Raw genomic sequence first — 20,685 nt, forward strand, 5'->3', positions numbered from 1 at the left:
AGGTGGGCGTATAACAGAAGTGATGAGGTCCTAGGAGTATCATGTCACTGTAACGCCTCGGTGAGGCTGTTAGGACGATGAGCAGGCAGTTCAATAAGTGATAGAAGCAAGAGCGGGGAGACATGGCCGCACAGAAAAGAAAAATGCCAGTCAGGGTTAACCGACTGGCATTAGCTGGCTGATATCACCAACAGTGATTATTTCTTGATACGGATGATCGGGGTTTCGCCCACGATAACGCTGCCGGACAGTTTGATCAGCTCTTTGATCTCGTCCATGTTGGAGATCACAACCGGGGTCAGGGTCGACTTGGCTTTTTCTTCCAGCAGTGGCAGGTTGAACTCGATGATGACATCGCCTTTCTTAACGCGCTGGCCTTCTTCGGCGATGCGCTTGAAGCCTTCGCCTTTCAGCTCAACAGTATCGATACCGAAGTGGACAAACAGCTCAATACCGCTGTCGGATTCGATAGAAAACGCATGGTTGGTTTCGAAAATCTTGCCGATAGTACCGTCAACCGGAGCAACCATTTTGTTGCCTGCCGGTTTGATAGCAATACCGTCACCAACGATCTTCTCGGCGAATACGACGTCAGGTACATCTTCGATGTTGACGATTTCGCCAGAAATTGGAGCGACAATCTCGATAGTGCCCGTGTCTTTCTTGTCATCAGAAACCAGAGATTTCAGTTTATCGAACAAACCCATGATCTTCTCCTAAGCATTAAATTGGGCGGCGTTCCAGTGTCGTGGAAGTTTAGCAGAGCGTCTTTTCTTCGATGAATTTATTCACACAATTCATCAAATCTTGTGCCGTTGGCTGAGCCAAGGCTTGCGCTGCCAACGCCTTCACATCTTCGAAGTTCGTGTTACGAATGATTTTCTTGATGCGCGGGATTGAAATCGCACTCATGCTGAACTCATCCAGCCCCATGCCCAATAACAACAGTGTAGCACGTTCATCGCCAGCCAGTTCACCGCACATACCGGTCCACTTGCCTTCCGCATGAGATGCATCAATGACCTGTTTGATCAGGCCAAGCACTGATGGGGACATCGGGTTATAGAGATGAGAAATCAGCTCATTGCCGCGATCTACTGCCAGAGTATACTGGGTAAGGTCGTTTGTCCCAATACTAAAGAAGTCGACTTCTTTCGCCAGGTGATGAGCAATCACTGCCGCGGCAGGTGTTTCCACCATTACGCCCACTTCGATCGACTCATCAAAGGCTTTGTTTTCTGCGCGCAATTGCGCTTTCAGCGTTTCCAGTTCGCCTTTCAGATCGCGCACTTCTTCCACCGAAATGATCATCGGGAACATGATACGCAGTTTACCGAAGGCGGAAGCACGCAGGATGGCGCGCAACTGGGCGTGCAGGATTTCCCGGCGGTCCATCGCGATACGGATCGCGCGCCAGCCGAGGAACGGGTTCTCTTCTTTCGGCAGGTTCATATATGGCAGATCTTTATCACCGCCGATGTCCATGGTACGGACGATCACTGCCTGTGAGCCCATGGCTTCCGCAACGGCTTTGTAAGCCATAAACTGCTCGTCTTCAGTGGGCAGTGAGTCGCGGTCCATGAACAGGAATTCGGTACGATACAGGCCGACACCTTCGGCGCCATTGCGCTCTGCACCTGCGACGTCACGCACGGTACCGATGTTGGCACAGACTTCAACCTGATGTCCGTCCAGCGTGATGGCTGGCAGATCTTTCAGCTTGACCAGTTCGTTTTTCTCGCTGGTATACAGATTCTCAGCAGCTTTCAACTGCTCGATAATCTCAGTGGTCGGGTTAACGTAAATCAGGTTGTTAACGGCGTCCAGAATCAGGTAATCGTCATTTTTCACCTGCTTGGTCACGTCGCTGGTGCCTACGATTGCCGGCAACTCCAGGGAACGGGCCATAATGGAGGTGTGGGAAGTACGGCCACCCAGATCGGTGATGAAACCCAGCACTTTGTCCAGGTTCAACTGTGCAGTTTCTGATGGGGTCAGATCGGTGGCAACCAGGATCACTTCATCCTGAATAGAGCTCAGATCGACAATCGCCAGGCCCAGAATATTGCGCAGCAGACGTTTACCGATGTCACGCACGTCAGCCGCGCGCTCTTTCAGGTATTCATCATCCAGCTCTTCTAACGCTTTTGCCTGGCCTTCAATCACGGTATAAGCGGCAGCATCAGCGGACGCCAGATCGTCTTTGATGAGGGCTATGATTTCCTGCTCAAGCTCTTCGTCTTCCAGCAGCATGATGTGGCCTTCGAAGATGGCTTCCTTCTCTTCGCCGAAGGTTTCGCCAGCTTTGGTCTTGATCGCTTCCAACTGCTCGGATGCCTTAGCTCGGCCTGCCAGAAAACGCGAGACTTCCTGCTCTACTAGGTCTGCAGAGATTTTCTTCCGGTTGATGACAATCTCATCTTCTTTCAGTAGGAGAGCCTTACCAAAAGCGATACCCGGTGATACTAAAATGCCTGAAATCATAACCCTACCTTACTCTTGACTGGTGTTAACTAAAAAGACGGGCCGATTACTCAAGCTCTGCCATCAGTTTTACCAAGTGCTCAACGGCTTTCTGCTCGTCTTCACCAACAGCTTCGATGACTACTACGGTACCTTGGGTCAGGCCCAGAGTTTGCAGTTTAAACAGGCTCTTGGCACTTGCGCTTTTGCCGTTGGAGGTGACGGTAATGTCAGAGACAAAGCCTTTGGCTTCTTTAACGAACTGAGCGGCAGGGCGAGTGTGCAGACCATTCGGAGCGGTAATAGTAACTTCTTGCTGGAACATTGATGTTTCCCCAACTTATTGGATTAATGTTGTGGAGCTAAAGTTTAGCCTAGCGGCGTGATTTTAGCCTGTCTGGTTAGTGCCTGACTATGGTACAGGGGCGAGCGTTGATGCAACATAAAACGACGCTTTAGTCATGCCAGATCAAAAAAACCTGGCTTCTGATGCCATTTCAATCAACTTCCTATTATGCCGTGTTTTGCGCGTTAGCGACAAACAAGTAAATCGATTCAGCTCAAACAACAGGCGGAAGGTGATTAATTTCGCGTACCGAAATAATTGTCCGGTTAAATACTAAAGCCAGAGGCTAAAATCAATCTTTGATGGGTATAAACTTTGATCCAGTCCACAAAAAAGCACCCCGAAAGGTGCTTTTTTAGCTTTTTGTGCACTCTTCGCTCTACTGCTGCAGCTCTTGTTCGGTGAACAAATCTGCAAACAATGCGGTGCTCAAATAGCGTTCACCTGAGGAAGGCAGGATAACCACAATTGTTTTATCGGTAAAGGCTGCGTTTTCTGAAAGTTTGACCGCGGCCGCAACAGCGGCGCCGGATGAAATCCCTGCCAGAATACCTTCTTCTTCCATCAGACGACGGGCCATGCTGATGGCTTCATCGTTGGTAATCTGCTCAACGCGATCAACTAACTCAAGATCCAGGTTGCCAGGGATAAAACCTGCGCCGATACCCTGAATTTTGTGCGGACCTGGTTTGATCTCTAAACCGGCCAAGGCCTGGCTGATCACCGGTGAATCTGTCGGTTCAACCGCCACGGTGGTGATGGCTTTGCCTTTGGTTTTCTTGATGAAACGACTGACGCCGGTCAGCGTACCGCCAGTACCCACGCCTGCGATGAACACATCGACTTCACCATCGGTATCTGCCCAGATTTCCGGGCCGGTGGTTTTTTCATGAATTTCCGGGTTAGCCGGATTGCTGAACTGCTGTAGCAGAACGTAGTGGTTCGGATCGGTCGCCACAATCTCTTCAGCCTTGGCGATCGCCCCTTTCATGCCTTTCGCGCCTTCGGTCAGCACCAGATTGGCCCCCAGCGCTTTCAACAGTTTGCGGCGTTCAATGCTCATGGTTTCCGGCATGGTCAGCGTCAGTTTGTAGCCACGCGCTGCCGCCACGAAGGCCAGAGCAATACCGGTGTTGCCGCTGGTGGGCTCCACCAGCTCTTTACCGGCGCTGAGAATGCCACGCTTTTCGGCATCCCAAATCATATTGGCACCGATGCGGCATTTGACGCTGAAGCTCGGGTTGCGAGATTCAACCTTGGCGAGAATGCGTCCATTGCCGATACGGTTCAGACGAACCAGCGGCGTATGGCCGATTGTTAATGAGTTGTCTTCATATATCTTGCTCATAGCTCGTCCTTTAACTCTATGAAAATGTAGGGAACATCGAAAGCATACGCTAACGGCCCCGGCAGGGAAGTAAGGAATTGGTATATCTATATGTTATTAGAGAATAAGTTTTATGCCCAATAACAAGGGTGCCGGAAGCACCCTCAGTTGAAGCAATATGCGATCAGGAACGAACAAATTGCGGGCGATAACGGTCCACCCACATGGCGGTGGCACCGCACACGGCCACCGGCAAGATCACCAGATTCAGGATAGGGATCATGGTGAACAGGCTGACCAGCGCACCGAATTGCAGATTGTCGGTTTTGTGCTGGCGCAGCGTGCGGCGCATGTCGGCAAAGCTGACTTTATGGTTATCAAACGGATAATCGCAGTACTGAATCGCCAGCATCCAGGCGCTGAACAGGAACCACAGCACCGGTGCCAACGTCTGGCCGATACCAGGTACGAAGTAGAGCACCAGCAGCACTAGCGCACGTGGCAGGTAGTACATCAGCTTACGCCATTCGCGGCCCATAATGCGCGGAAGATCTTTCATGATACCCAAGATGCCGGTATCCGGCAGCGATTTACCGGTCAGGCTGCTTTCAAGCTGCTCGGCCAGCAATCCGCAAAACGGTGCTGCGATCAGGTTGGTGAGGGTACTGAACAGGTAACTGAACACTAGCAGCACCGAAATTACCGCCAGTGGCCAAAGCAAATAACTCAGCCATTGCAGCCAGTCAGGCACATGGCTCATCATGCTTGGGATCCAGTCACCCAGTTGGCTAAACAGCCACCAGAAGGCGGATCCCATCAGCAACACGTTAACTAGCAACGGTAATACGACATAGCGTTTAATCCCTGGGCGCGAAATCAGGCGCCACCCTTCGGCGAAGTAATGCATGCCGCTGGTGGGCTTGGAAGCAGGTTGCGTATAGGACATATCTTAAGTTTATCTCTTTGTCTGAACAGGCATCTCTATCATATCGGTATGATTTTCCACTGGCTAGGGTGCTGTTGGCTGAAAAAACAGCAAAAAAGTGCAGTATAATCATCTTTATTGGCATAAAGTTCAGCACGGACTTGCACTTGTGCGTGCAGGCAAATAGAGTTAAAGAGTGAATGTTTGCCGCGGTGGCAATGTATTGGAACAACAGAGATAGCAATGATGCAGGATTTGCGTCTGATATTAATCGTTGTTGGCGCGATCGCCATAATAGCGTTGTTATTGCATGGTCTTTGGACCAGCCGCAAGGAACGCTCGTCGATTTTCCGCGATCGCCCAGCCAAGCGTTCGAAAAAAGAACGTGAACCTACTCCATTCGACGAACCTGCTGAAGGTGTGGGCGAGGTGCGTATTCGTGCCACTCATCCCCAGGACGAGCCGTCATTGGGCCATTTTGATGCTGCACGCGAAGAGCCTGTGGTTACGCCGAAGCCTGCTCCAGCCCCACGGCCCGTTCAGCCGGTAGCTCATCAACCCGCACCGCTTTCTGAGCGGCCGGATTATGATGACATCCTGCTCGATAACTACGCGCAGGACGATGAAGACGACGAACCGCAACAGCAACCTGCGCCGCGCGTTGACGACTTGTCGTCGGCACATGCACCACAGCCCGCAGTCCATCATGCCGAACCTGTGAATCAGCAGCCGAAGCCGGAAGTGAAACCGGTGGAGCAGGAACCGAGCAAGCCGGCAAAACTGAAAGAAACCGTCCTGGTGCTGCACGTCGCGGCGCATCAAGGTGGCGTGATTGGCGGCGAAATTTTGCTACAGAGCGTGCTGCAAGCAGGCTTCCAGTTTGGTGAAATGGGTATTTTCCATCGCCATATCAGCCCAGCAGGCAGTGGCCCAGTGTTGTTCAGCCTGGCCAATATGGTCAAACCAGGATCCTTTGATCCTGAAATGATGTCTGATTTCTCTACGCCGGGCGTATCAATGTTTATGATGGTGCCGTCTTACGGCGATGCCAATCAGAACTTCAAGCTGATGCTGCAATCGGCCCAGCGCATTGCCGATGATGTGGGCGGCGTGGTGCTGGACGACGAGCGTCGTATGATGACGCCGCAAAAGCTGGAAGCCTACAAAGCGCGTATCCGCGAAGTGTTGGAAAATAAACACGCCTGACGGGAAGCAAGCCGCACTGAATAATCTGTTATCTCTAGCCCCCGCACCCGGGGGCTTTTTATCTTCTGATGGTGAGCCATGGAATCGATCAACAAAAAAATCAATCAACTGCGAACCTCACTGCGCCATCACGAATATCAGTATCACGTGCTTGATGCGCCGGAGATCCCGGATGCGGAATATGACCGCCTGATGCAGGAACTGCGCGCACTGGAACAGGCGCATCCCGAGCTGATTACCGCGGATTCACCAACCCAGCGCGTCGGCGCTGCGCCTTTGGCGGCGTTTGATCAGGTACGTCACGAAGTGCCGATGCTCTCGCTGGGCAACGTGTTTGATGACGAGGGCTATCTGGCGTTTTACAAGCGCGTGCAGGATCGCCTGAAGACCAGCGAACCGCTGACGTTCTGCTGCGAACTGAAGCTGGATGGCCTGGCGGTCAGTCTATTGTACGAAAACGGTGAACTGGTGCGTGCTGCTACCCGTGGTGATGGCACCACCGGGGAGAATATCACCTCTAATGTGCGTACTATTCGCGCCATCCCGCTACGCCTGACCGGGGATAACATCCCATCTCGCTTGGAAGTGCGCGGCGAAGTGTTTATGCCGCAGGCCGGTTTTGAACAGATGAACGAAGAAGCCCGGCGCAAAGATGGCAAGATATTCGCCAACCCGCGCAATGCGGCGGCAGGTTCAATCCGCCAGCTCGATCCGCGCATCACGGCTAAACGCCCTTTGACCTTCTTCTGTTACGGCGTCGGCTTGTTGGAAGGGGGCGAACTGCCGCGTAGCCATTGGCAACGCCTGATGCAGTTTAAAGCCTGGGGCTTGCCGGTGAGCGATCGTGTCAAATGCTGTACCGGCAGCGACGAGGTGCTGGCATTTTATCGTCAGGTTGAGCAAGACCGCGCTCAGCTCGGTTTTGATATCGACGGCGTGGTGGTGAAGATCGACGATATCGATCTGCAAGAAGCGCTCGGTTTTGTGGCGCGTGCGCCGCGCTGGGCAACCGCCTTCAAGTTCCCGGCACAGGAACAGATCACCATCGTGCGTGAAGTCGAGTTCCAGGTAGGGCGTACCGGGGCGATTACCCCGGTGGCGCGTCTGGAGCCGGTGCAGGTGGCCGGGGTGGTCGTCAGCAACGCGACGCTGCATAATGCCGATGAGATCGAACGTCTGGGTCTGCGCATTGGCGATACGGTGATTGTGCGCCGTGCGGGGGATGTGATCCCGAAAGTAGTGGGCGTGGTGGAAGATCGTCGCCCGCAGGATGCGCGTGAGGTGGTGTTCCCGCAGCACTGCCCGGTCTGTGGCTCTGACGTGGAACGGGTGGAAGGTGAAGCCATCGCGCGTTGTACCGGTGGTCTTATCTGCGGGGCTCAGCGTAAAGAAGCGCTGAAGCACTTTGTCTCGCGCCGTGCGATGGACGTCGACGGCATGGGGGAGAAAATCATTGAGCAACTGGTGGACAAAGAGTACGTGCAAAACCCAGCCGATCTGTTCCGTCTTTCAGCCGGTATCTTGACCGGGCTGGATCGCATGGGGCCGAAATCGGCGCAGAATCTGGTCGACGCGCTGGAAACCGCCAAGCAAACCACCTTTGCCCGTTTCCTGTATGCGCTCGGTATCCGTGAAGTGGGGGAATCCACCGCGGCGAATCTGGCGGCTCATTTTGGTTCGCTGGATAAACTGCGGGCGGCCGATCTGGATGCGCTGAAAGAAGTGCCGGATGTCGGTGAAGTGGTGGCGAAGCACGTAGTGAATTTCTTTGCCGAAGCCCATAACCAACAGGTGATCGAAGAGTTGGTCAGCCCGGAAGTGGGCATCAACTGGCCTGCGCCGATCGTGGTGGTGAAAGAAGAGATCGACAGCCCGTTTGCCGGTAAAACCGTGGTGTTGACCGGTTCTCTCAGCCAGCTTTCACGTGATGAGGCCAAAGATCGCCTGGTCGCCTTAGGGGCCAAGGTGAGCGGCAGCGTTTCCAAGAAAACCGATCTGGTGATCGCCGGTGAAGCAGCGGGTTCCAAGCTGGTTAAAGCGCAGGAACTGGGTATTGAGGTGATCGACGAAGCGGAAATGATCCGCCTGTTAGGTGCCTGATGGAAAAAGAGAACCTGATTGAAATCGCCAACACCGTGATGCCCTTTGGTAAATATCAGGGCCGGGTGTTGATCGATCTTCCAGAAGAGTACCTGCTGTGGTTTGCCCGCAAGGGCGAGTTCCCAAACGGCAAACTGGGTATGCTGATGGAAATGACCTTGGCGATTAAGATTGAAGGGCTTGATCACCTGGTCAAGCCGCTAAAGAAAAGCTGAACGGGTGGGCGTAAGCCCACCTGATTATCCCCGGGACGTTTCCGTACTCAACACCGCCTGCTGTTCCTGCTGTTTTTTCTGATAGCGTTTTGCCAGCACCGCACAGGCCATCAACTGTATCTGATGGAAGATCATCAATGGCAACACCATGATCCCCACGGTTGCCGCCGGGAACAGAATGTTGGCCATCGGGATACCGTTAGCCAGGCTTTTCTTCGATCCGCAGAACACAATGGTGATCTCATCGGCTTTGCTGAAACCCAGCCAGCGCGCCATGTAGGTATTCATTACCAACACCAATGTCAGCAGCACTATGCTGACCACTACGATAAACACCAGTGAACCCGCTCCCACCTGATGCCAGATCCCGTGCGTCACCGCTTCACCAAAGGCGGTGTAAACCACCAGCAGAATCGAGGTCTGATCGGTTTTGCCAATCAGTTTGCGGTTACGTTCGACCCATTTGCCAATCAACGGGCGAGAAAGATGCCCAGCAATAAACGGCACCAGCAGTTGCAGCACAATGGTACCAACTTGTTGCAGCCCGCCGGTATCGCCGTGCACGTTCATCAACAGGCCCACCAAAAGCGGCGAAACAAAAATCCCCAACAGGCTGGAGGCTGAAGCGCTGCATACCGCCGCCGCCACGTTTCCCCCGGCCAGCGAGGTAAAAGCAATGGCCGATTGCACCGTAGCGGGCAAGATGCACAGGTAAATAAAGCCGGTATACAGCTCAGGGCTGACGTTGACGGGCGACCACCATTTAAACAGCACCCCCAGCACCGGGAAGATGATGAACGTGCTGCACATCACCCACAGATGCAAACGCCAGTTATTGCTGCCAGCCAGGATGGCTTCGCGGGAAAGTTTGGCACCATGCATAAAGAACAGCAGGGCGATGGCGGCCACGGTCAGCCCGTGGAGCCAACTGACGAACTCACCGCGTGCGGGCAAGAATGAGGCTAACAGCACGGTGGCAACCAGCGTCAGGGTAAAACGGTCGGGGAGAAATTTCATGGTGACTGACTCAGAAGAGAAATCGATGCGGTGATTCTCGCGCGGCACGATATAATAATAAAATTGATTTATTTAATTAATTTATGAATAAAAAACATGAATTACTCTCTCAAGCAACTCCGGGTTTTTGTCACCATCGCGCGCCATGGCAGCTTCAGCCGTGCCGGGGAGGTTTTGGGCCTGACGCAATCGGCAGTCAGCCACAGTGTCAAAGAGCTGGAGGCCGAAGTAGGCGTGCGCCTGCTGGATCGCACTACTCGTGAAGTGGTGCTGACCGACGCCGGTTTGCGCTTGGCCAATCGCGTTGAGCGCCTGCTGGACGAATTACAGACAGCATTGCTGGATGCCCGCAGCTTTGGCATGCAACGCAGCGGCACGGTACGCGTGGCGTCTAGCCAGACCATATCAGCCCATCTAATGCCGCAGTGTATCGCCGCTGGCGAGCAGCAGTATCCCGAGATCCGCATTGTGCTGCGCGATCAGTCGCAGCAGCAGGTGCTGAAAAGTATCCGCAACGCCGAAGTGGATTTCGGCATTGTGGTCGATCCGATTCAGGCGGTGGATCTGGACTGCGAAGCGATTCTGTATGAACCCTTTTTGCTGCTGTGCCGCAACGATCATCCATTTGCCACTCAACCCGAAGTGCAGTGGGCGGCGCTTAACGGCTGCCGGTTGGTGTTACAGGATTACGCTTCCGGCAGTCGGCCATTGATCGATAGCGCCCTGCGCCAACAGGGCGTAGAGGCGCAGGTGGTGCAGGAGATCGGCCATCCGGCGACGCTGTTCCCGATGGTAACGGCGGGTATCGGCATCAGCATCTTTCCGGCCCTGGCGCTACCGCTGCCGGAAGGGGGACAACTCAAGGTGCGGCGGCTGATGCCGGAGATTAATAGGGCGCTGATGCTGGTGCGGCGTAAAAACCGCTCGCTGACGCCAGCGGCAGAGGTGATCTGGCAGGTAGTACGCCAGCAGGCGGAGCGGTTACAACAGCAGCGCCAGCAACAGGTTGAGTATTGAGGTAAGTTAATACATTGATTATCAAAACATCATAAAGCCCACCGCTTAGCTGACTACACTGGATACAGACCTTGCGACTTTTCTGCCATTAATCCGCTTCAGGGGACACTATGTATCAGGCAACGCTCAGCCAGCGCAGCTACCGTTTTCGTGACTTACGCCAGTTGATGGCAAAAGCCTCACCGGCCCGTTCCGGCGACTATTTAGCCGAGTTGGCGGCTGACAGTGCCGAGGAGCGCGTAGCGGCGCGCATGGCTTTAGCCGAAGTACCGCTGAAAACCTTTTTGCAGCAGGTGTTGGTGCCGTATGAACAGGACGAAGTTACCCGGCTGATTATCGACCAGCATGATGCGTTGGCGTTTATGCCGATTTCTCATCTGACGGTCGGCGACTTTCGCGACTGGTTGTTGAGCGAACAGGCGGACAGCGCAATGCTGACACAGGTGGCAGCGGGTATCACGCCGGAAATGGCGGCGGCGGTTAGTAAGATCATGCGCAATCAGGATCTGATTCTGGTGGCGAAAAAGTGCCGCGTCATCACCCGCTTTCGCAACACCATCGGCTTACCGGGCCATCTCAGCGTGCGGCTGCAGCCTAACCACCCCACCGACAGCCTGCAAGGGATTGCCGCCAGCATGCTTGATGGCTTGCTGTATGGCAGCGGTGATGCGGTGGTGGGCATCAATCCGGCCAGCGACAGCCTGCCTCTGCTGGAAAAGCTTAACTACATGCTGGACGACGTGATCCAGCGCTTTGCCATTCCCACCCAGTCCTGCGTGCTGACTCATGTGACCAATACGCTACGGCTGATCGAGCGTGGTGCGCCGGTGGATCTGGTGTTTCAGTCGATCGCCGGGACCGAGGCTGCCAACAGCGGCTTTGGTATTAATCTGGCGCTGCTGGCTGAGGCTCAGCAGGCGGCGCTGAGCCTACAGCGTGGCACCTTAGGCAATAACGTCATGTATTTCGAGACCGGGCAGGGCAGTTGTCTGTCGGCCAATGCGCATCATGGAGTCGATCAACAAACCTGTGAAGCACGCGCCTATGCCGTAGCGCGGCATTTTTCGCCGTTGTTGATTAACACCGTGGTGGGTTTTATCGGGCCGGAATATCTCTATGACGGCAAGCAAATCATCCGCGCCGGGTTGGAAGATCACTTCTGCGGCAAGCTGCTTGGCCTGCCGCTCGGGTGCGATGTGTGTTACACCAATCATGCCGAAGCGGATCAGGACGATATGGATACGCTACTCACCTTGTTAGCCACCGCTGGCCTGACCTTCCTGATTGGCGTGCCCGGCGCTGATGACATCATGCTCAATTATCAGAGCACCTCGTTTCACGACGCGCTGTATATCCGCGAACTGCTGGGTCTCAAGCATGCGCCGGAATTTGCCGCCTGGCTGGCAGAGATGCAGATTATCGATCAGGCGGGGCGCTTGCGTGATACCGCCGCTAATCATCCGCTGTTGCTGGGATTACAGGGAGGCAACCAATGAGCAAACGGGTTCATACCAACGGTTGGGATGCGCTACGGGCGTTTACCGATGCGCGCATTGCGCTGGGCCGCACCGGTGCCAGCCTGCCGACGCAGGAACTGCTGAAGTTTGGTTTGGCACATGCGCAAGCGCGTGACGCTGTACATTTGCCTTTCGACAGCGATCGATTAGCCGACAGTTTGCAGATTGAGGGCTGGCAGACGCTGACGGTGCACAGTGCAGCGGCGGAGCGCAGCATTTTTCTGCGCCGCCCGGATCTGGGGCGGAAACTGTCGCTCGCCAGCCGTGAAGCATTGCAAAGCCTTGCGCTAAAACCGGCGGATCTGCTGCTGGTGATCGGCGATGGCCTCTCGTCGAAGGCGGTTCACCGCCAGGCCCTGCCGTTCTTGCAAGCTTTGCGGCCTTATCTTGATCGCCTGGATATCAGCGTGGCACCGGTGGTGTTGGCGCATCAGGCGCGGGTTGCCTTGGGGGATGATATCGGTGAATGCCTGCGGGCGAAGGCTGTTGCGATCCTCATCGGCGAGCGGCCAGGGTTGTCCTCGCCGGACAGCCTCGGTATTTACCTCACCTGGGGGCCGCATACCGGCAGGCTGGAGTCGGAGCGCAACTGCATTTCCAATATTCGCCCGGAAGGGTTGGACTATCCGCAGGCGGCATTCAAGCTGGCTTGGCTGTTAGAGCAGGCGTATCAGCGGCGTTTGACCGGCATTGAACTGAAAGACGAGAGCGATAACCCGGCGCTGCATGGCCGGATCGCTCCGCCTCATTGCCAGCTTGGTGGTTGACCAATATTCTCAGTGAGCAGGCTGATAAAGGCGCTCAGCTTGGGCGAAACTCGATGGAAATTCAGGGGCCGGTCGTGGTGGCGATCCCGGTAGATTATGCCGACAATTACAAGCTGATGGCCCAAATGAACTTCAGCCAGATGATTTAATCCTGCCTTATTCCCTTGCCCTACGATTAGGTGGGGCAAGCGGTCATAACTTCTGCTTTACATCCCTAACTGTTTGATTTATTGGTATCAGGGTCGTTAATTCTTTAATACCTCATGGGATGGGACAATGCAGAAAAAGATCGTAAAAATGACGCTGGGCCTGTTGGCACTGGCGGTAATGAGTAGTGTGCAGGCTAACACGCTGGTTTTCTGTTCAGAGAGTTCACCTGAAGGCTTTAACCCACAGCTGTTTACCTCTGGCCCTACGGTGGATGCCAGTTCTGCCGCCATTTACAACCGGCTGGTGGACTTCAAAGTGGGCACTGTCGATCTGCAACCCAGCCTGGCGGAGCGCTGGGAAGTGAGTGAAGACGGCAAGAATTACACTTTCTATCTGCGCAAAGGGGTGAAATTCCAAAGCAATAAATTCTTCACGCCGACCCGTGATTTTAACGCCGATGACGTGATCTTCTCCTTTATGCGCCAGAAAGACGCTAATCACCCTTATCACAAGGTATCCAACGGCGCTTATACCAACTTTGAGTCGATGGAGTTTGGTTCGCTGATCAATAACATCGTCAAAGTGGACGATCACACCGTGCGTTTTGAGCTTTCACGTGCTGAAGCGCCGTTTGTGGCCGATCTGGGGATGTATTTTGCCACCATTCTGTCGGCAGAATATGCCGATGTGATGCTGAAGGCCGGTACGCCGCAGCGGGTGGATAACGATCCGATCGGCACCGGGCCGTTCCAGCTTTTGCAGTATCAGAAAGACGCCAAGATCCTCTATAAAGCTTTTGATCAATATTGGGAAGGCAAGCCGAAGATCGATCGGCTGGTGTACTCCATTACGCCAGATGCGGCGGTGCGTTACGCTAAACTGCAAAAGAACGAGTGCCAGGTGATGCCGTTCCCGAATCCGGCCGATCTGGTGCGTATGCGCGAAGATAAAAACATTCAGGTGATGGAGAAATCAGGCTTGAATATCGGTTTCCTGGCGTTTAACACCCAGAAGAAACCGCTGGATAACGTGAAAGTACGCCAGGCATTGGCGATGGCGGTGAACCGACCGGCGATCATTGAGGCGGTGTTCCACGGCGCAGGCCAGCAGGCGAAGAACCTGTTGCCGCCAACCCAATGGGGCAACAATGCCAGCATTGAAGATTATGCCTATGCGCCGGAAAAGGCGAAACAGCTGCTGCAAGAGGCCGGGTTGGGGGAGGGCTTTGCTATCGATTTGTGGGCAATGCCGGTGCAGCGGCCTTATAACCCGAACGCCAAACGCATGGCCGAGATGATCCAGGCGGACTGGGCCAAGATTGGCGTTCAGGCCAAAGTGGTCACTTTCGAATGGGGCGAATATCTGCAACGGGTGAAAAGTGGTGAGCACCAGACGGCGTTGATGGGCTGGACTACTGCAAATGGTGACCCGGACAACTTCTTCGGCCCGCTGTTCACCTGCACCTCCGCCAACGGCGGTTCGAACTCGGCCAAGTGGTGCTATAAGCCGTTTGATGAGCTGATCGCTAAGGCGCGGGAAGAAAATGATCATCAAAAACGTGTGGCAATGTATGAACAGGCGCAGGTAATGATGCACGAGCAGATGCCCGCGCTGATGATCGCCCATTCCACCATTTTTGAGCCGGTGCGCAAAGAAGTGAAAGGTTACGAGATCGATCCGTTCGGCAAGCATATCTTCAAGCAGGTTTCGCTGGAGAAATGATAGCGGTCTAAAAATCCCTTTGTCAGCAACCTCAGGGGCCCAGTCAGGGCCCCTGATTGCTTTCAAATCAATCGATATTACGTAACTGCCATTCCCCGGCGAGAATACGGTCGAGCAAAAAGAAAGGTATCAGTTCGCGCCACTCGTGGTTTTTCACTACCGTTGCATAGTGGCATAACCGGTTACCCTGTTCATCCAGTACTTCCCACGGTTGTAATTCGCCCTCTTGCTTCTGGCTGGCGATGCCGGCTAACTGATAACTGGCGTTACTGCCCACATGGAACTTGTCCGTCTGCCAGCGAATCGGTGTATGTGCGGGAAAAGGTTGAGCCTGGTGGAAACCGAAAAGATCGTCATGGCTGAGCAGGCTCTGCCTGACGGTGGGCCAAAGATGCTGGCGCAGGAAATACTGATCGACAAAGCGGCGATGGTTGTCCTGCTGGCTCAGATACTCACGGGTCTGGTTGATGATTGAGGGCAGATTCGGGTTGTGACAGCCGCCCCACATCCCTGCCAGCAACAGTTCGGTATGAGTAAAATAATCCCGCATGTGGTGATACCAGTAATCGCTTTGCAACCAGGCTTCTACCGCGGCTTGTTCCCGTTCTGAGAGTAGCGAATCCGCATCGCGAATGAGATAGCGTTTAACGGCTGGGTCATCCAGCACCAAAAAGCGCCACATCAGCGGTGGGATAGTCTGATGCAGTTCACCTTCCACTTTGATCACCTTGGCCCCAGCCTCGCGTAGACGTTGCTGCACATCCTGCGGCACGCTATCGTCCAGATAGAAACGGCAATGCCAGTGGGGAAACAACGCTTTACTCACCTTGGCGTTCATCACGGCACTTTCACAGTAACGCACCAGTGAACCAAACAGAGTGAACGCAATGGCATTTTCTTCTGGATTATGCGGGTTAAATGCCGGGGGCTGGGGGGCGGGCAGCGGGTAAGCTTGGCTGCTACCGAATTTCTGGTCCCCCTGTTCTAGTGACATTAAACCGAAGCGCCGCACCTCATCCGGGCGGTTCAACCAACCACAAACCTCTGCCAAACCATCGATCATGGTAGCAGGGAGCTGTTCCAGTGGGTGGCTTTGCAACAGCTTTTTATAGGTTTTATAGGCTTTCTCATAGTCCCCCGTACGCATTAAGCACAGGGCATAACTGGCTAGCACGTCGGCGTTGCGTGGTACCAAGCGCAGCGTAGCTTCTGCGATCGCTTTGCCTGCTGCATAATCATTGATAGCGATAGCCTCACGATACTGCTGCGCAAGAGCGTTGAGACGCTGTTCCTGTAAGGCATGGGGAGGAGAGGTTGGGTTGTTTTTCTGAAAAGGACGCATAAATAAACTTGCCTCAAACTGATACATGACCTGAATGTGGGGACCTGCGCTGGGCGATCCTTGCCCCCATTGAGCCGTTTACCAACAAAGCAAACGGCACTTTTTCCATACCGTTGAAAAAAAGCGAGTCAATTAAGAATATCTAAGAATATCAATGCCGGAAAACCACTAGGCTTTTAATCTATTATTCAGATAATAATTATAGCTCTGTAATCAGTACGGGAGAACAACGATATCATGAGTTAATGGTTACGGGTAATCCAATGTGGGGTGTGCTATGGTGTCAATGTCAGCCAACATAGATTTACAGTGTGATGTGCTTTATTTACTATACTATACAGAATGTGTTATTTGTTGCCTGTTTGTTTATCTAACTCAGTGTATGGTTTATAGCATGAGTAATGTTAGTGTTTTTTTAGATAGCGAAAACCTCACTCTCATCTCCTGGCTCGTCATTACGTTTTAGGAGTATTCTTGAAATTCTGTATATTGTCTTATTATCCTTCCGCGTGCCTAGCCTTTTATTGGTTTTTCGTTAAGAATTTTCTTATAGATAAACCAATGAGTTACGGTTTTTAAACGAATATTTACCGGATTCTATTTTTTTTTCACTAAGTTTCATGTATTATTTTCTTAAGATAATCCTTACCAAGGTTCTTTTTAAGAATCATCTTACATAAGGGTTGCGTGAAATCCTATGTCTATTCTATTGGGTTGCAGTAAAAATACTGTCAGTATGAGTAATGATAATGAGTGATGGCTCAGCTCTGAGTTAATTTAATGGAAGCTCTATTCATTTAGCATTGATGAGAAAGAAGAAGACGATAAATGGATTTTTAGTCATTGCTTACTGCACCTTCATAAACGGTATTTATGCACAGCTACACTGTATTTAATCGGTTTTTAGCTTTTTGAAAATATTGATTAGGGAGCATGTGCATGAGCTGGCTCTCGTCAGCATCCCAGTGAGTGAAGGTGGTTAGATCCCCTATAGTTTCAAGTATAAAGGGTATATGGACGTAGTATTAACAGGATTTTATAATGAAAGTTTTATACTTGGGTGAAAAGAACATTGGAAGTTTAGGGATTATCCGCATTATTGAGACCAGTTATCCAGAGTCATCAATTATTCTAAAAGGTGTGGAAGAGTGCGACAATAAGGCATTATCAGATCCTTATGATATCTGTATTATTGATGGCAAAAAACTCGATACACAGCCGGTTGAAAACTTTAAGAAACTATTGCTGATGTCTGACATTCCTGTTCTTATTTTGGCAAAAAAAGAGCAATCATTGCATAAATTCTTCAATCACTTGAGCAATGTGCGCGGAGTCATTGAGTATGAAAGTGGTGTTGAGTTTTTCCTTAATGCCATAAACATGGTTCTAGCCGGTGGATATTGTTATTCATGGGATATCTATAACCTGAAGAATGACAATTCAGAATTATTTAATGAAGCCTATTTTGAGTCTGTGGGTTTGACACGGCGTGAGATGGAGATCCTGAAGATGTACCTGGATGGTGCAACAAATAAGGAAATCTCAATCAAACTGTCACGCAGTCAAAAAACCATCAGTGCGCACAAGTCTAACATACTGCGCAAAATTGGTACTAAACGGTTACCCGTTAATCTAACTCATTAAGTCACTATTTTAGGTTGTTCCAATACTCTCTTAGCGTGTTGGAACTCCAGAAGCTTGAGAGAGGAGGAAAGGAATTTGATCCTATCTCATCATATTCATTATGCTTCTTGCTGCTCACAAAACAGGGAAATGTTAGCAATGTTCTATGATCTTCCTCTCCGTTTAAGAATGCTGTCTTCGGCGTTCCAATTCAAGGTCGCGACTGGCAGGTTTTCGAACTGATCGATTCAGTTTCCATCATGGGGTTCTGAGTTTGTCTACAGCAACAATTTCTACCTCTTTAGCGATTCATAGTTAATGAAAGTTATGTGTGCCAATACGCACTCATACTTTTCCATTTCCTCTTTTTTAATTAAAAATAAAACTCTATTTTATGTGTTTATTTTTATTAAAAATAGTCAAGAATAATCCTAAAAATAGCATTTAATTCTATTGGTAGGAATGGACTATTTATTTAATCCAAGGATTATTTTTTCCTAGAATTTTGTTTTTTTTTGTGTTTTTAATCATTAAAAAATCAATAAAAACAATGAGTTGTGTTTATTTATTGTTGGGTGATTCTTATTTTTACTTAGCGTGCTTTTTTTGTGTGGTTATACCCCGGTTTGGAGGCGTCATTTGAGGGAATAATTGATGATAAGATGTTCGGTGATTAACTCGCATGACAATGCGAGGTATAGGTTGCTATCAGGGAATGTAATTGAATTTTAATCGGAACTACGTCTGGAGTTATGACATACATGGATAAAACAATAGTTCTGGCTGTTAACAGCGGAGAAGGAAAAACCCGGCTGTTGACTGCGAACGCAAACAAGGCTGTTAAAGTTAAGCTGATTCACGGTAATAAATACCTGTTGAAAAATCTGGGTAACGATTTTGCACCGGAGAATATTACCTTGGTACGCGTAGGCAAAGCGCTACACGTTATCCAGGAAGGGGACACTAAAGCCAGCATCATTATTGAGGATTATTTCAATGGTGATGCCAACAACCCGGTGCTGCTGGGTATGGCGGAAGACGGGCAACTGTATGCCTACGTGCCGTTGTCTGGTGAAGGCTACGAACATGGCTATCTGACCAGTGAAGGTGAGTTGTCGCCAGCCGCTTTAGGTGGCCCCGCTTTAGGCAGCGGCAATGGTATATTTACCTCATCTGATGATAATCATGATGCCCTGTTTGGCCTGCTCGGTTGGGTCGCTGCGGCGACGGCAATCGGCGCTGGTGCCGCTATTGCCTATCATAACCGCAACAACGGTGACAATAACCCGGGTGACACCACCCCACCGGCCAAACCCGCCATCGGCGAAGCGTTAGACCAGAAGGGCGCTATCACCGGCGCGATCCAGAACGGCAGTGTCACCGACGAAACCCGTCCTGTCCTGAGCGGTCAGGGTACGCCTGGCGATCTCATCACCGTCTATGACAACGGCCAGGCCATCGGCAGCGTGGTGATTGATGGCAACGGCAACTGGACGTTTACCCCTGACGCTGAACTGGGCGAAGGCTCGCACCAGTTGGTGATCACCGAGACCGATCCGGCGGGCAACGTCAGTTCACCGTCCGACTCTCTGAATTTCAACGTCGATACCACTCCTCCGGATGTGCCGGGTCTCCAGCATGTCATGGATAAAGTGGGGGAAACCGTGGGTGAAATCAACGCCGGCGGCATGACCGACGATCCACGCCCTGAACTGAGCGGCAGCGGCGAAGCTGGCAGCAAGGTCACCATTTATGACAATGGCACCGTGATTGGCGAAACCGAAGTCAACGAAGATGGTCGCTGGTCCTTTAAGCCTGACACGGATCTGACCGACGGCAGCCACACCCTCACCGTTTCCCAGACCGATCCGGCGGGCAACCAGAGCGAGCAGTCTGGCGGTTGGACCTTCACGGTTGATACCCAGGCTCCTTCCCAGCCGTCTGTCGGCAGCATTCTTGACAACACCGGCAGCGTCACCGGCCCGTTGACCAACGGCAGTGTGACGGATGAAACCCAGCCACAGCTGAACGGCGTGGGTGAGCCAGGTAACGTCATCATTATCACGGACAACGGTAAGCCATTGGGCTCTGCCGTGGTCGACGATCAAGGTAACTGGAGCTACGTTGTTGATGAACCGCTCACTGAGGGCAGCCATCAGCTCGTCGTGACCGAAGTCGACCAGGCCGGCAATAGCAGCGTACCGTCCAGCCCGATTGAGATCGTGGTCGATACCACGGCACCGGGCAAACCGGATGTGGCGCAGGCGCAGGATACCACCGGGCCGATCACCGGGCCGATTGTTAACGGCGGCACCACCGATGAAACCCAGCCTAAACTGAGTGGCGTGGGTGAGCCGGGCAACACGGTCAACATCTATGACGGCGGCGAGAAAATCGGCTCCGTGGTGGTGGGTGACAACGGCAAGTGGTCCTTCACGCCAGAGACCCCGCTGACTGAAACCGATCACAGCATTACCGTGACTGAAACCGACCCGGCTGGCAATGAAAGTGCGCCGTCCGAGTCATTGAACTTTACCGTCGATACCACCGCATCGCCGGAAGGCCCGGATCATCTGGCCATTACCGCCGTGGAAGACCGCGTGGGCGATCGCCAGGGTGCCGTGGATAACGGCGCGGTGACCGACGACAGCCAACCGCTGATTAGCGGTATCGGCACCGCCGGTGACACCGTGTTTGTTTACACCACCGACAGCGCGGGCCAGCATCTGATTGGCAGCGCCGTGGTGCAGCAGGACGGCAAATGGAGCATGACGCCTGAACTGCCGCTGCTGGAAGGCAACAACCAACTGGCGATCGTGGCTCAGGATCCGGCGGGCAACCGTACCGGCTTCTCTTCACCGAGCTATGATATCAGTCTGTTTATTCCTGTCTCATCCGAAGCGACGATCACCAGCGTGGTGGACAACGCCGAGCCGCACATCGGGCCT

At 52.5% G+C, this 20,685-nt stretch carries 17 protein-coding genes; 10 read left to right on the plus strand and 7 right to left on the minus strand.

Annotation, left to right across the window (positions count from 1 at the left end; genetic code table 11):
• Nucleotides 1–197: 197 nt before the first annotated feature.
• From crr to cysZ, 5 genes are all read right to left on the minus strand, one after another.
• Complete coding sequence (gene crr / locus AC2A1E_RS02555) at nucleotides 198–707, minus strand: PTS glucose transporter subunit IIA (RefSeq protein ID WP_473187978.1); 510 nt, start codon at nucleotides 705–707, stop codon at nucleotides 198–200.
• Between the two features lie 49 nt (nucleotides 708–756).
• Entirely contained in the window at nucleotides 757–2,484 is a 1,728-nt protein-coding gene (gene ptsI, locus AC2A1E_RS02560; RefSeq protein WP_484382413.1) for a phosphoenolpyruvate-protein phosphotransferase PtsI, read from the minus strand.
• Nucleotides 2,485–2,530: 46 nt separating this feature from the next.
• On the minus strand, nucleotides 2,531–2,788 hold the full coding sequence (gene ptsH, locus AC2A1E_RS02565) for a phosphocarrier protein Hpr (RefSeq protein WP_459401843.1): 258 nt from the start codon (nucleotides 2,786–2,788) through the stop codon (nucleotides 2,531–2,533).
• 400 nt (nucleotides 2,789–3,188) lie between these two features.
• Nucleotides 3,189–4,157 (minus strand): cysteine synthase A, encoded by a 969-nt coding sequence (gene cysK / locus AC2A1E_RS02570; RefSeq protein WP_484382414.1) that lies wholly within the window; start codon nucleotides 4,155–4,157, stop codon nucleotides 3,189–3,191.
• Between the two features lie 163 nt (nucleotides 4,158–4,320).
• Complete coding sequence (gene cysZ / locus AC2A1E_RS02575; RefSeq protein WP_484382415.1) at nucleotides 4,321–5,082, minus strand: sulfate transporter CysZ; 762 nt, start codon at nucleotides 5,080–5,082, stop codon at nucleotides 4,321–4,323.
• A gap of 222 nt (nucleotides 5,083–5,304) precedes the next feature.
• Here cysZ and zipA point away from each other — a divergent pair, with 222 nt between their 5' ends.
• The 3 genes from zipA to AC2A1E_RS02590 all read left to right on the plus strand — a co-directional run bounded on the left by zipA (nucleotide 5,305) and on the right by AC2A1E_RS02590 (nucleotide 8,582).
• Nucleotides 5,305–6,267 carry a cell division protein ZipA gene (zipA, locus tag AC2A1E_RS02580; protein ID WP_484382416.1) on the plus strand — a complete coding sequence of 321 codons (963 nt, stop codon included), beginning with the start codon at nucleotides 5,305–5,307 and terminating at the stop codon, nucleotides 6,265–6,267.
• A gap of 78 nt (nucleotides 6,268–6,345) precedes the next feature.
• The gene (ligA, locus tag AC2A1E_RS02585; RefSeq protein ID WP_484382417.1) at nucleotides 6,346–8,367 is read left to right on the plus strand and encodes an NAD-dependent DNA ligase LigA; all 2,022 of its coding nucleotides are present in this window, start codon (nucleotides 6,346–6,348) and stop codon (nucleotides 8,365–8,367) included.
• The gene (locus tag AC2A1E_RS02590; protein ID WP_459401848.1) at nucleotides 8,367–8,582 is read left to right on the plus strand and encodes a DUF3820 family protein; all 216 of its coding nucleotides are present in this window, start codon (nucleotides 8,367–8,369) and stop codon (nucleotides 8,580–8,582) included. The genes ligA and AC2A1E_RS02590 overlap by 1 nt, the downstream gene beginning before the upstream one ends.
• A 24-nt stretch (nucleotides 8,583–8,606) precedes the next feature.
• On the opposite strand, the gene AC2A1E_RS02595 is transcribed toward AC2A1E_RS02590, so the two are convergent.
• Nucleotides 8,607–9,599: a bile acid:sodium symporter family protein gene (locus AC2A1E_RS02595; RefSeq protein ID WP_484382418.1), complete on the minus strand. Its 993-nt coding sequence runs from the start codon at nucleotides 9,597–9,599 to the stop codon at nucleotides 8,607–8,609.
• 96 nt (nucleotides 9,600–9,695) lie between these two features.
• On the opposite strand from AC2A1E_RS02595, the gene AC2A1E_RS02600 reads away from it, so the two are divergent.
• The 5 genes from AC2A1E_RS02600 to AC2A1E_RS02620 all read left to right on the plus strand — a co-directional run bounded on the left by AC2A1E_RS02600 (nucleotide 9,696) and on the right by AC2A1E_RS02620 (nucleotide 14,772).
• Nucleotides 9,696–10,616, plus strand: a complete 921-nt coding sequence (locus AC2A1E_RS02600; protein ID WP_484382419.1) for a LysR family transcriptional regulator — start codon at nucleotides 9,696–9,698, stop codon at nucleotides 10,614–10,616.
• A gap of 110 nt (nucleotides 10,617–10,726) precedes the next feature.
• A complete protein-coding gene (locus tag AC2A1E_RS02605) occupies nucleotides 10,727–12,112 on the plus strand; it encodes an ethanolamine ammonia-lyase subunit EutB (protein ID WP_484382420.1) in 1,386 nt (461 codons plus the stop codon).
• The gene (eutC, locus tag AC2A1E_RS02610; RefSeq protein ID WP_484382421.1) at nucleotides 12,109–12,900 is read left to right on the plus strand and encodes an ethanolamine ammonia-lyase subunit EutC; all 792 of its coding nucleotides are present in this window, start codon (nucleotides 12,109–12,111) and stop codon (nucleotides 12,898–12,900) included. The genes AC2A1E_RS02605 and eutC overlap by 4 nt, the downstream gene beginning before the upstream one ends.
• The gene (locus AC2A1E_RS02615) at nucleotides 12,882–13,049 is read left to right on the plus strand and encodes a hypothetical protein (RefSeq protein ID WP_484382435.1); all 168 of its coding nucleotides are present in this window, start codon (nucleotides 12,882–12,884) and stop codon (nucleotides 13,047–13,049) included. The genes eutC and AC2A1E_RS02615 overlap by 19 nt, the downstream gene beginning before the upstream one ends.
• A gap of 127 nt (nucleotides 13,050–13,176) precedes the next feature.
• Nucleotides 13,177–14,772: an ABC transporter substrate-binding protein gene (locus tag AC2A1E_RS02620; RefSeq protein ID WP_484382422.1), complete on the plus strand. Its 1,596-nt coding sequence runs from the start codon at nucleotides 13,177–13,179 to the stop codon at nucleotides 14,770–14,772.
• A gap of 67 nt (nucleotides 14,773–14,839) precedes the next feature.
• Here the strand turns inward: AC2A1E_RS02620 and AC2A1E_RS02625 are convergent, their stop codons facing one another.
• Entirely contained in the window at nucleotides 14,840–16,114 is a 1,275-nt protein-coding gene (locus AC2A1E_RS02625) for a tetratricopeptide repeat protein (protein ID WP_484382423.1), read from the minus strand.
• Nucleotides 16,115–17,155: 1,041 nt separating this feature from the next.
• Between AC2A1E_RS02625 and AC2A1E_RS02630 the strand changes: the two genes are divergently transcribed.
• Both AC2A1E_RS02630 and AC2A1E_RS02635 read left to right on the plus strand, forming a co-directional pair.
• On the plus strand, nucleotides 17,156–17,758 hold the full coding sequence (locus AC2A1E_RS02630) for a helix-turn-helix transcriptional regulator (RefSeq protein WP_484382424.1): 603 nt from the start codon (nucleotides 17,156–17,158) through the stop codon (nucleotides 17,756–17,758).
• A gap of 740 nt (nucleotides 17,759–18,498) precedes the next feature.
• Nucleotides 18,499–20,685 (plus strand): Ig-like domain-containing protein (locus tag AC2A1E_RS02635; RefSeq protein ID WP_484382425.1); only part of this gene is annotated, 2,187 nt, incomplete at its 3' end.

It is taken from the genome of Serratia sp. HNCC26DJ206, assembly GCF_057180605.1.

Bases quoted from the DNA above. Each gene is read 5' to 3' on its own strand.
- crr (WP_473187978.1), bottom strand. From the start codon at position 707: ATGGGTTTGTTCGATAAACTGAAATCTCTGGTTTCTGATGACAAGAAA.
- ptsI (WP_484382413.1), bottom strand. From the start codon at position 2,484: ATGATTTCAGGCATTTTAGTATCACCGGGTATCGCTTTTGGTAAGGCT.
- ptsH (WP_459401843.1), bottom strand. From the start codon at position 2,788: ATGTTCCAGCAAGAAGTTACTATTACCGCTCCGAATGGTCTGCACACT.
- cysK (WP_484382414.1), bottom strand. From the start codon at position 4,157: ATGAGCAAGATATATGAAGACAACTCATTAACAATCGGCCATACGCCG.
- cysZ (WP_484382415.1), bottom strand. From the start codon at position 5,082: ATGTCCTATACGCAACCTGCTTCCAAGCCCACCAGCGGCATGCATTAC.
- zipA (WP_484382416.1), top strand. From the start codon at position 5,305: ATGATGCAGGATTTGCGTCTGATATTAATCGTTGTTGGCGCGATCGCC.
- ligA (WP_484382417.1), top strand. From the start codon at position 6,346: ATGGAATCGATCAACAAAAAAATCAATCAACTGCGAACCTCACTGCGC.
- AC2A1E_RS02590 (WP_459401848.1), top strand. From the start codon at position 8,367: ATGGAAAAAGAGAACCTGATTGAAATCGCCAACACCGTGATGCCCTTT.
- AC2A1E_RS02595 (WP_484382418.1), bottom strand. From the start codon at position 9,599: ATGAAATTTCTCCCCGACCGTTTTACCCTGACGCTGGTTGCCACCGTG.
- AC2A1E_RS02600 (WP_484382419.1), top strand. From the start codon at position 9,696: ATGAATTACTCTCTCAAGCAACTCCGGGTTTTTGTCACCATCGCGCGC.
- AC2A1E_RS02605 (WP_484382420.1), top strand. From the start codon at position 10,727: ATGTATCAGGCAACGCTCAGCCAGCGCAGCTACCGTTTTCGTGACTTA.
- eutC (WP_484382421.1), top strand. From the start codon at position 12,109: ATGAGCAAACGGGTTCATACCAACGGTTGGGATGCGCTACGGGCGTTT.
- AC2A1E_RS02620 (WP_484382422.1), top strand. From the start codon at position 13,177: ATGCAGAAAAAGATCGTAAAAATGACGCTGGGCCTGTTGGCACTGGCG.
- AC2A1E_RS02625 (WP_484382423.1), bottom strand. From the start codon at position 16,114: ATGCGTCCTTTTCAGAAAAACAACCCAACCTCTCCTCCCCATGCCTTA.
- AC2A1E_RS02630 (WP_484382424.1), top strand. From the start codon at position 17,156: ATGAAAGTTTTATACTTGGGTGAAAAGAACATTGGAAGTTTAGGGATT.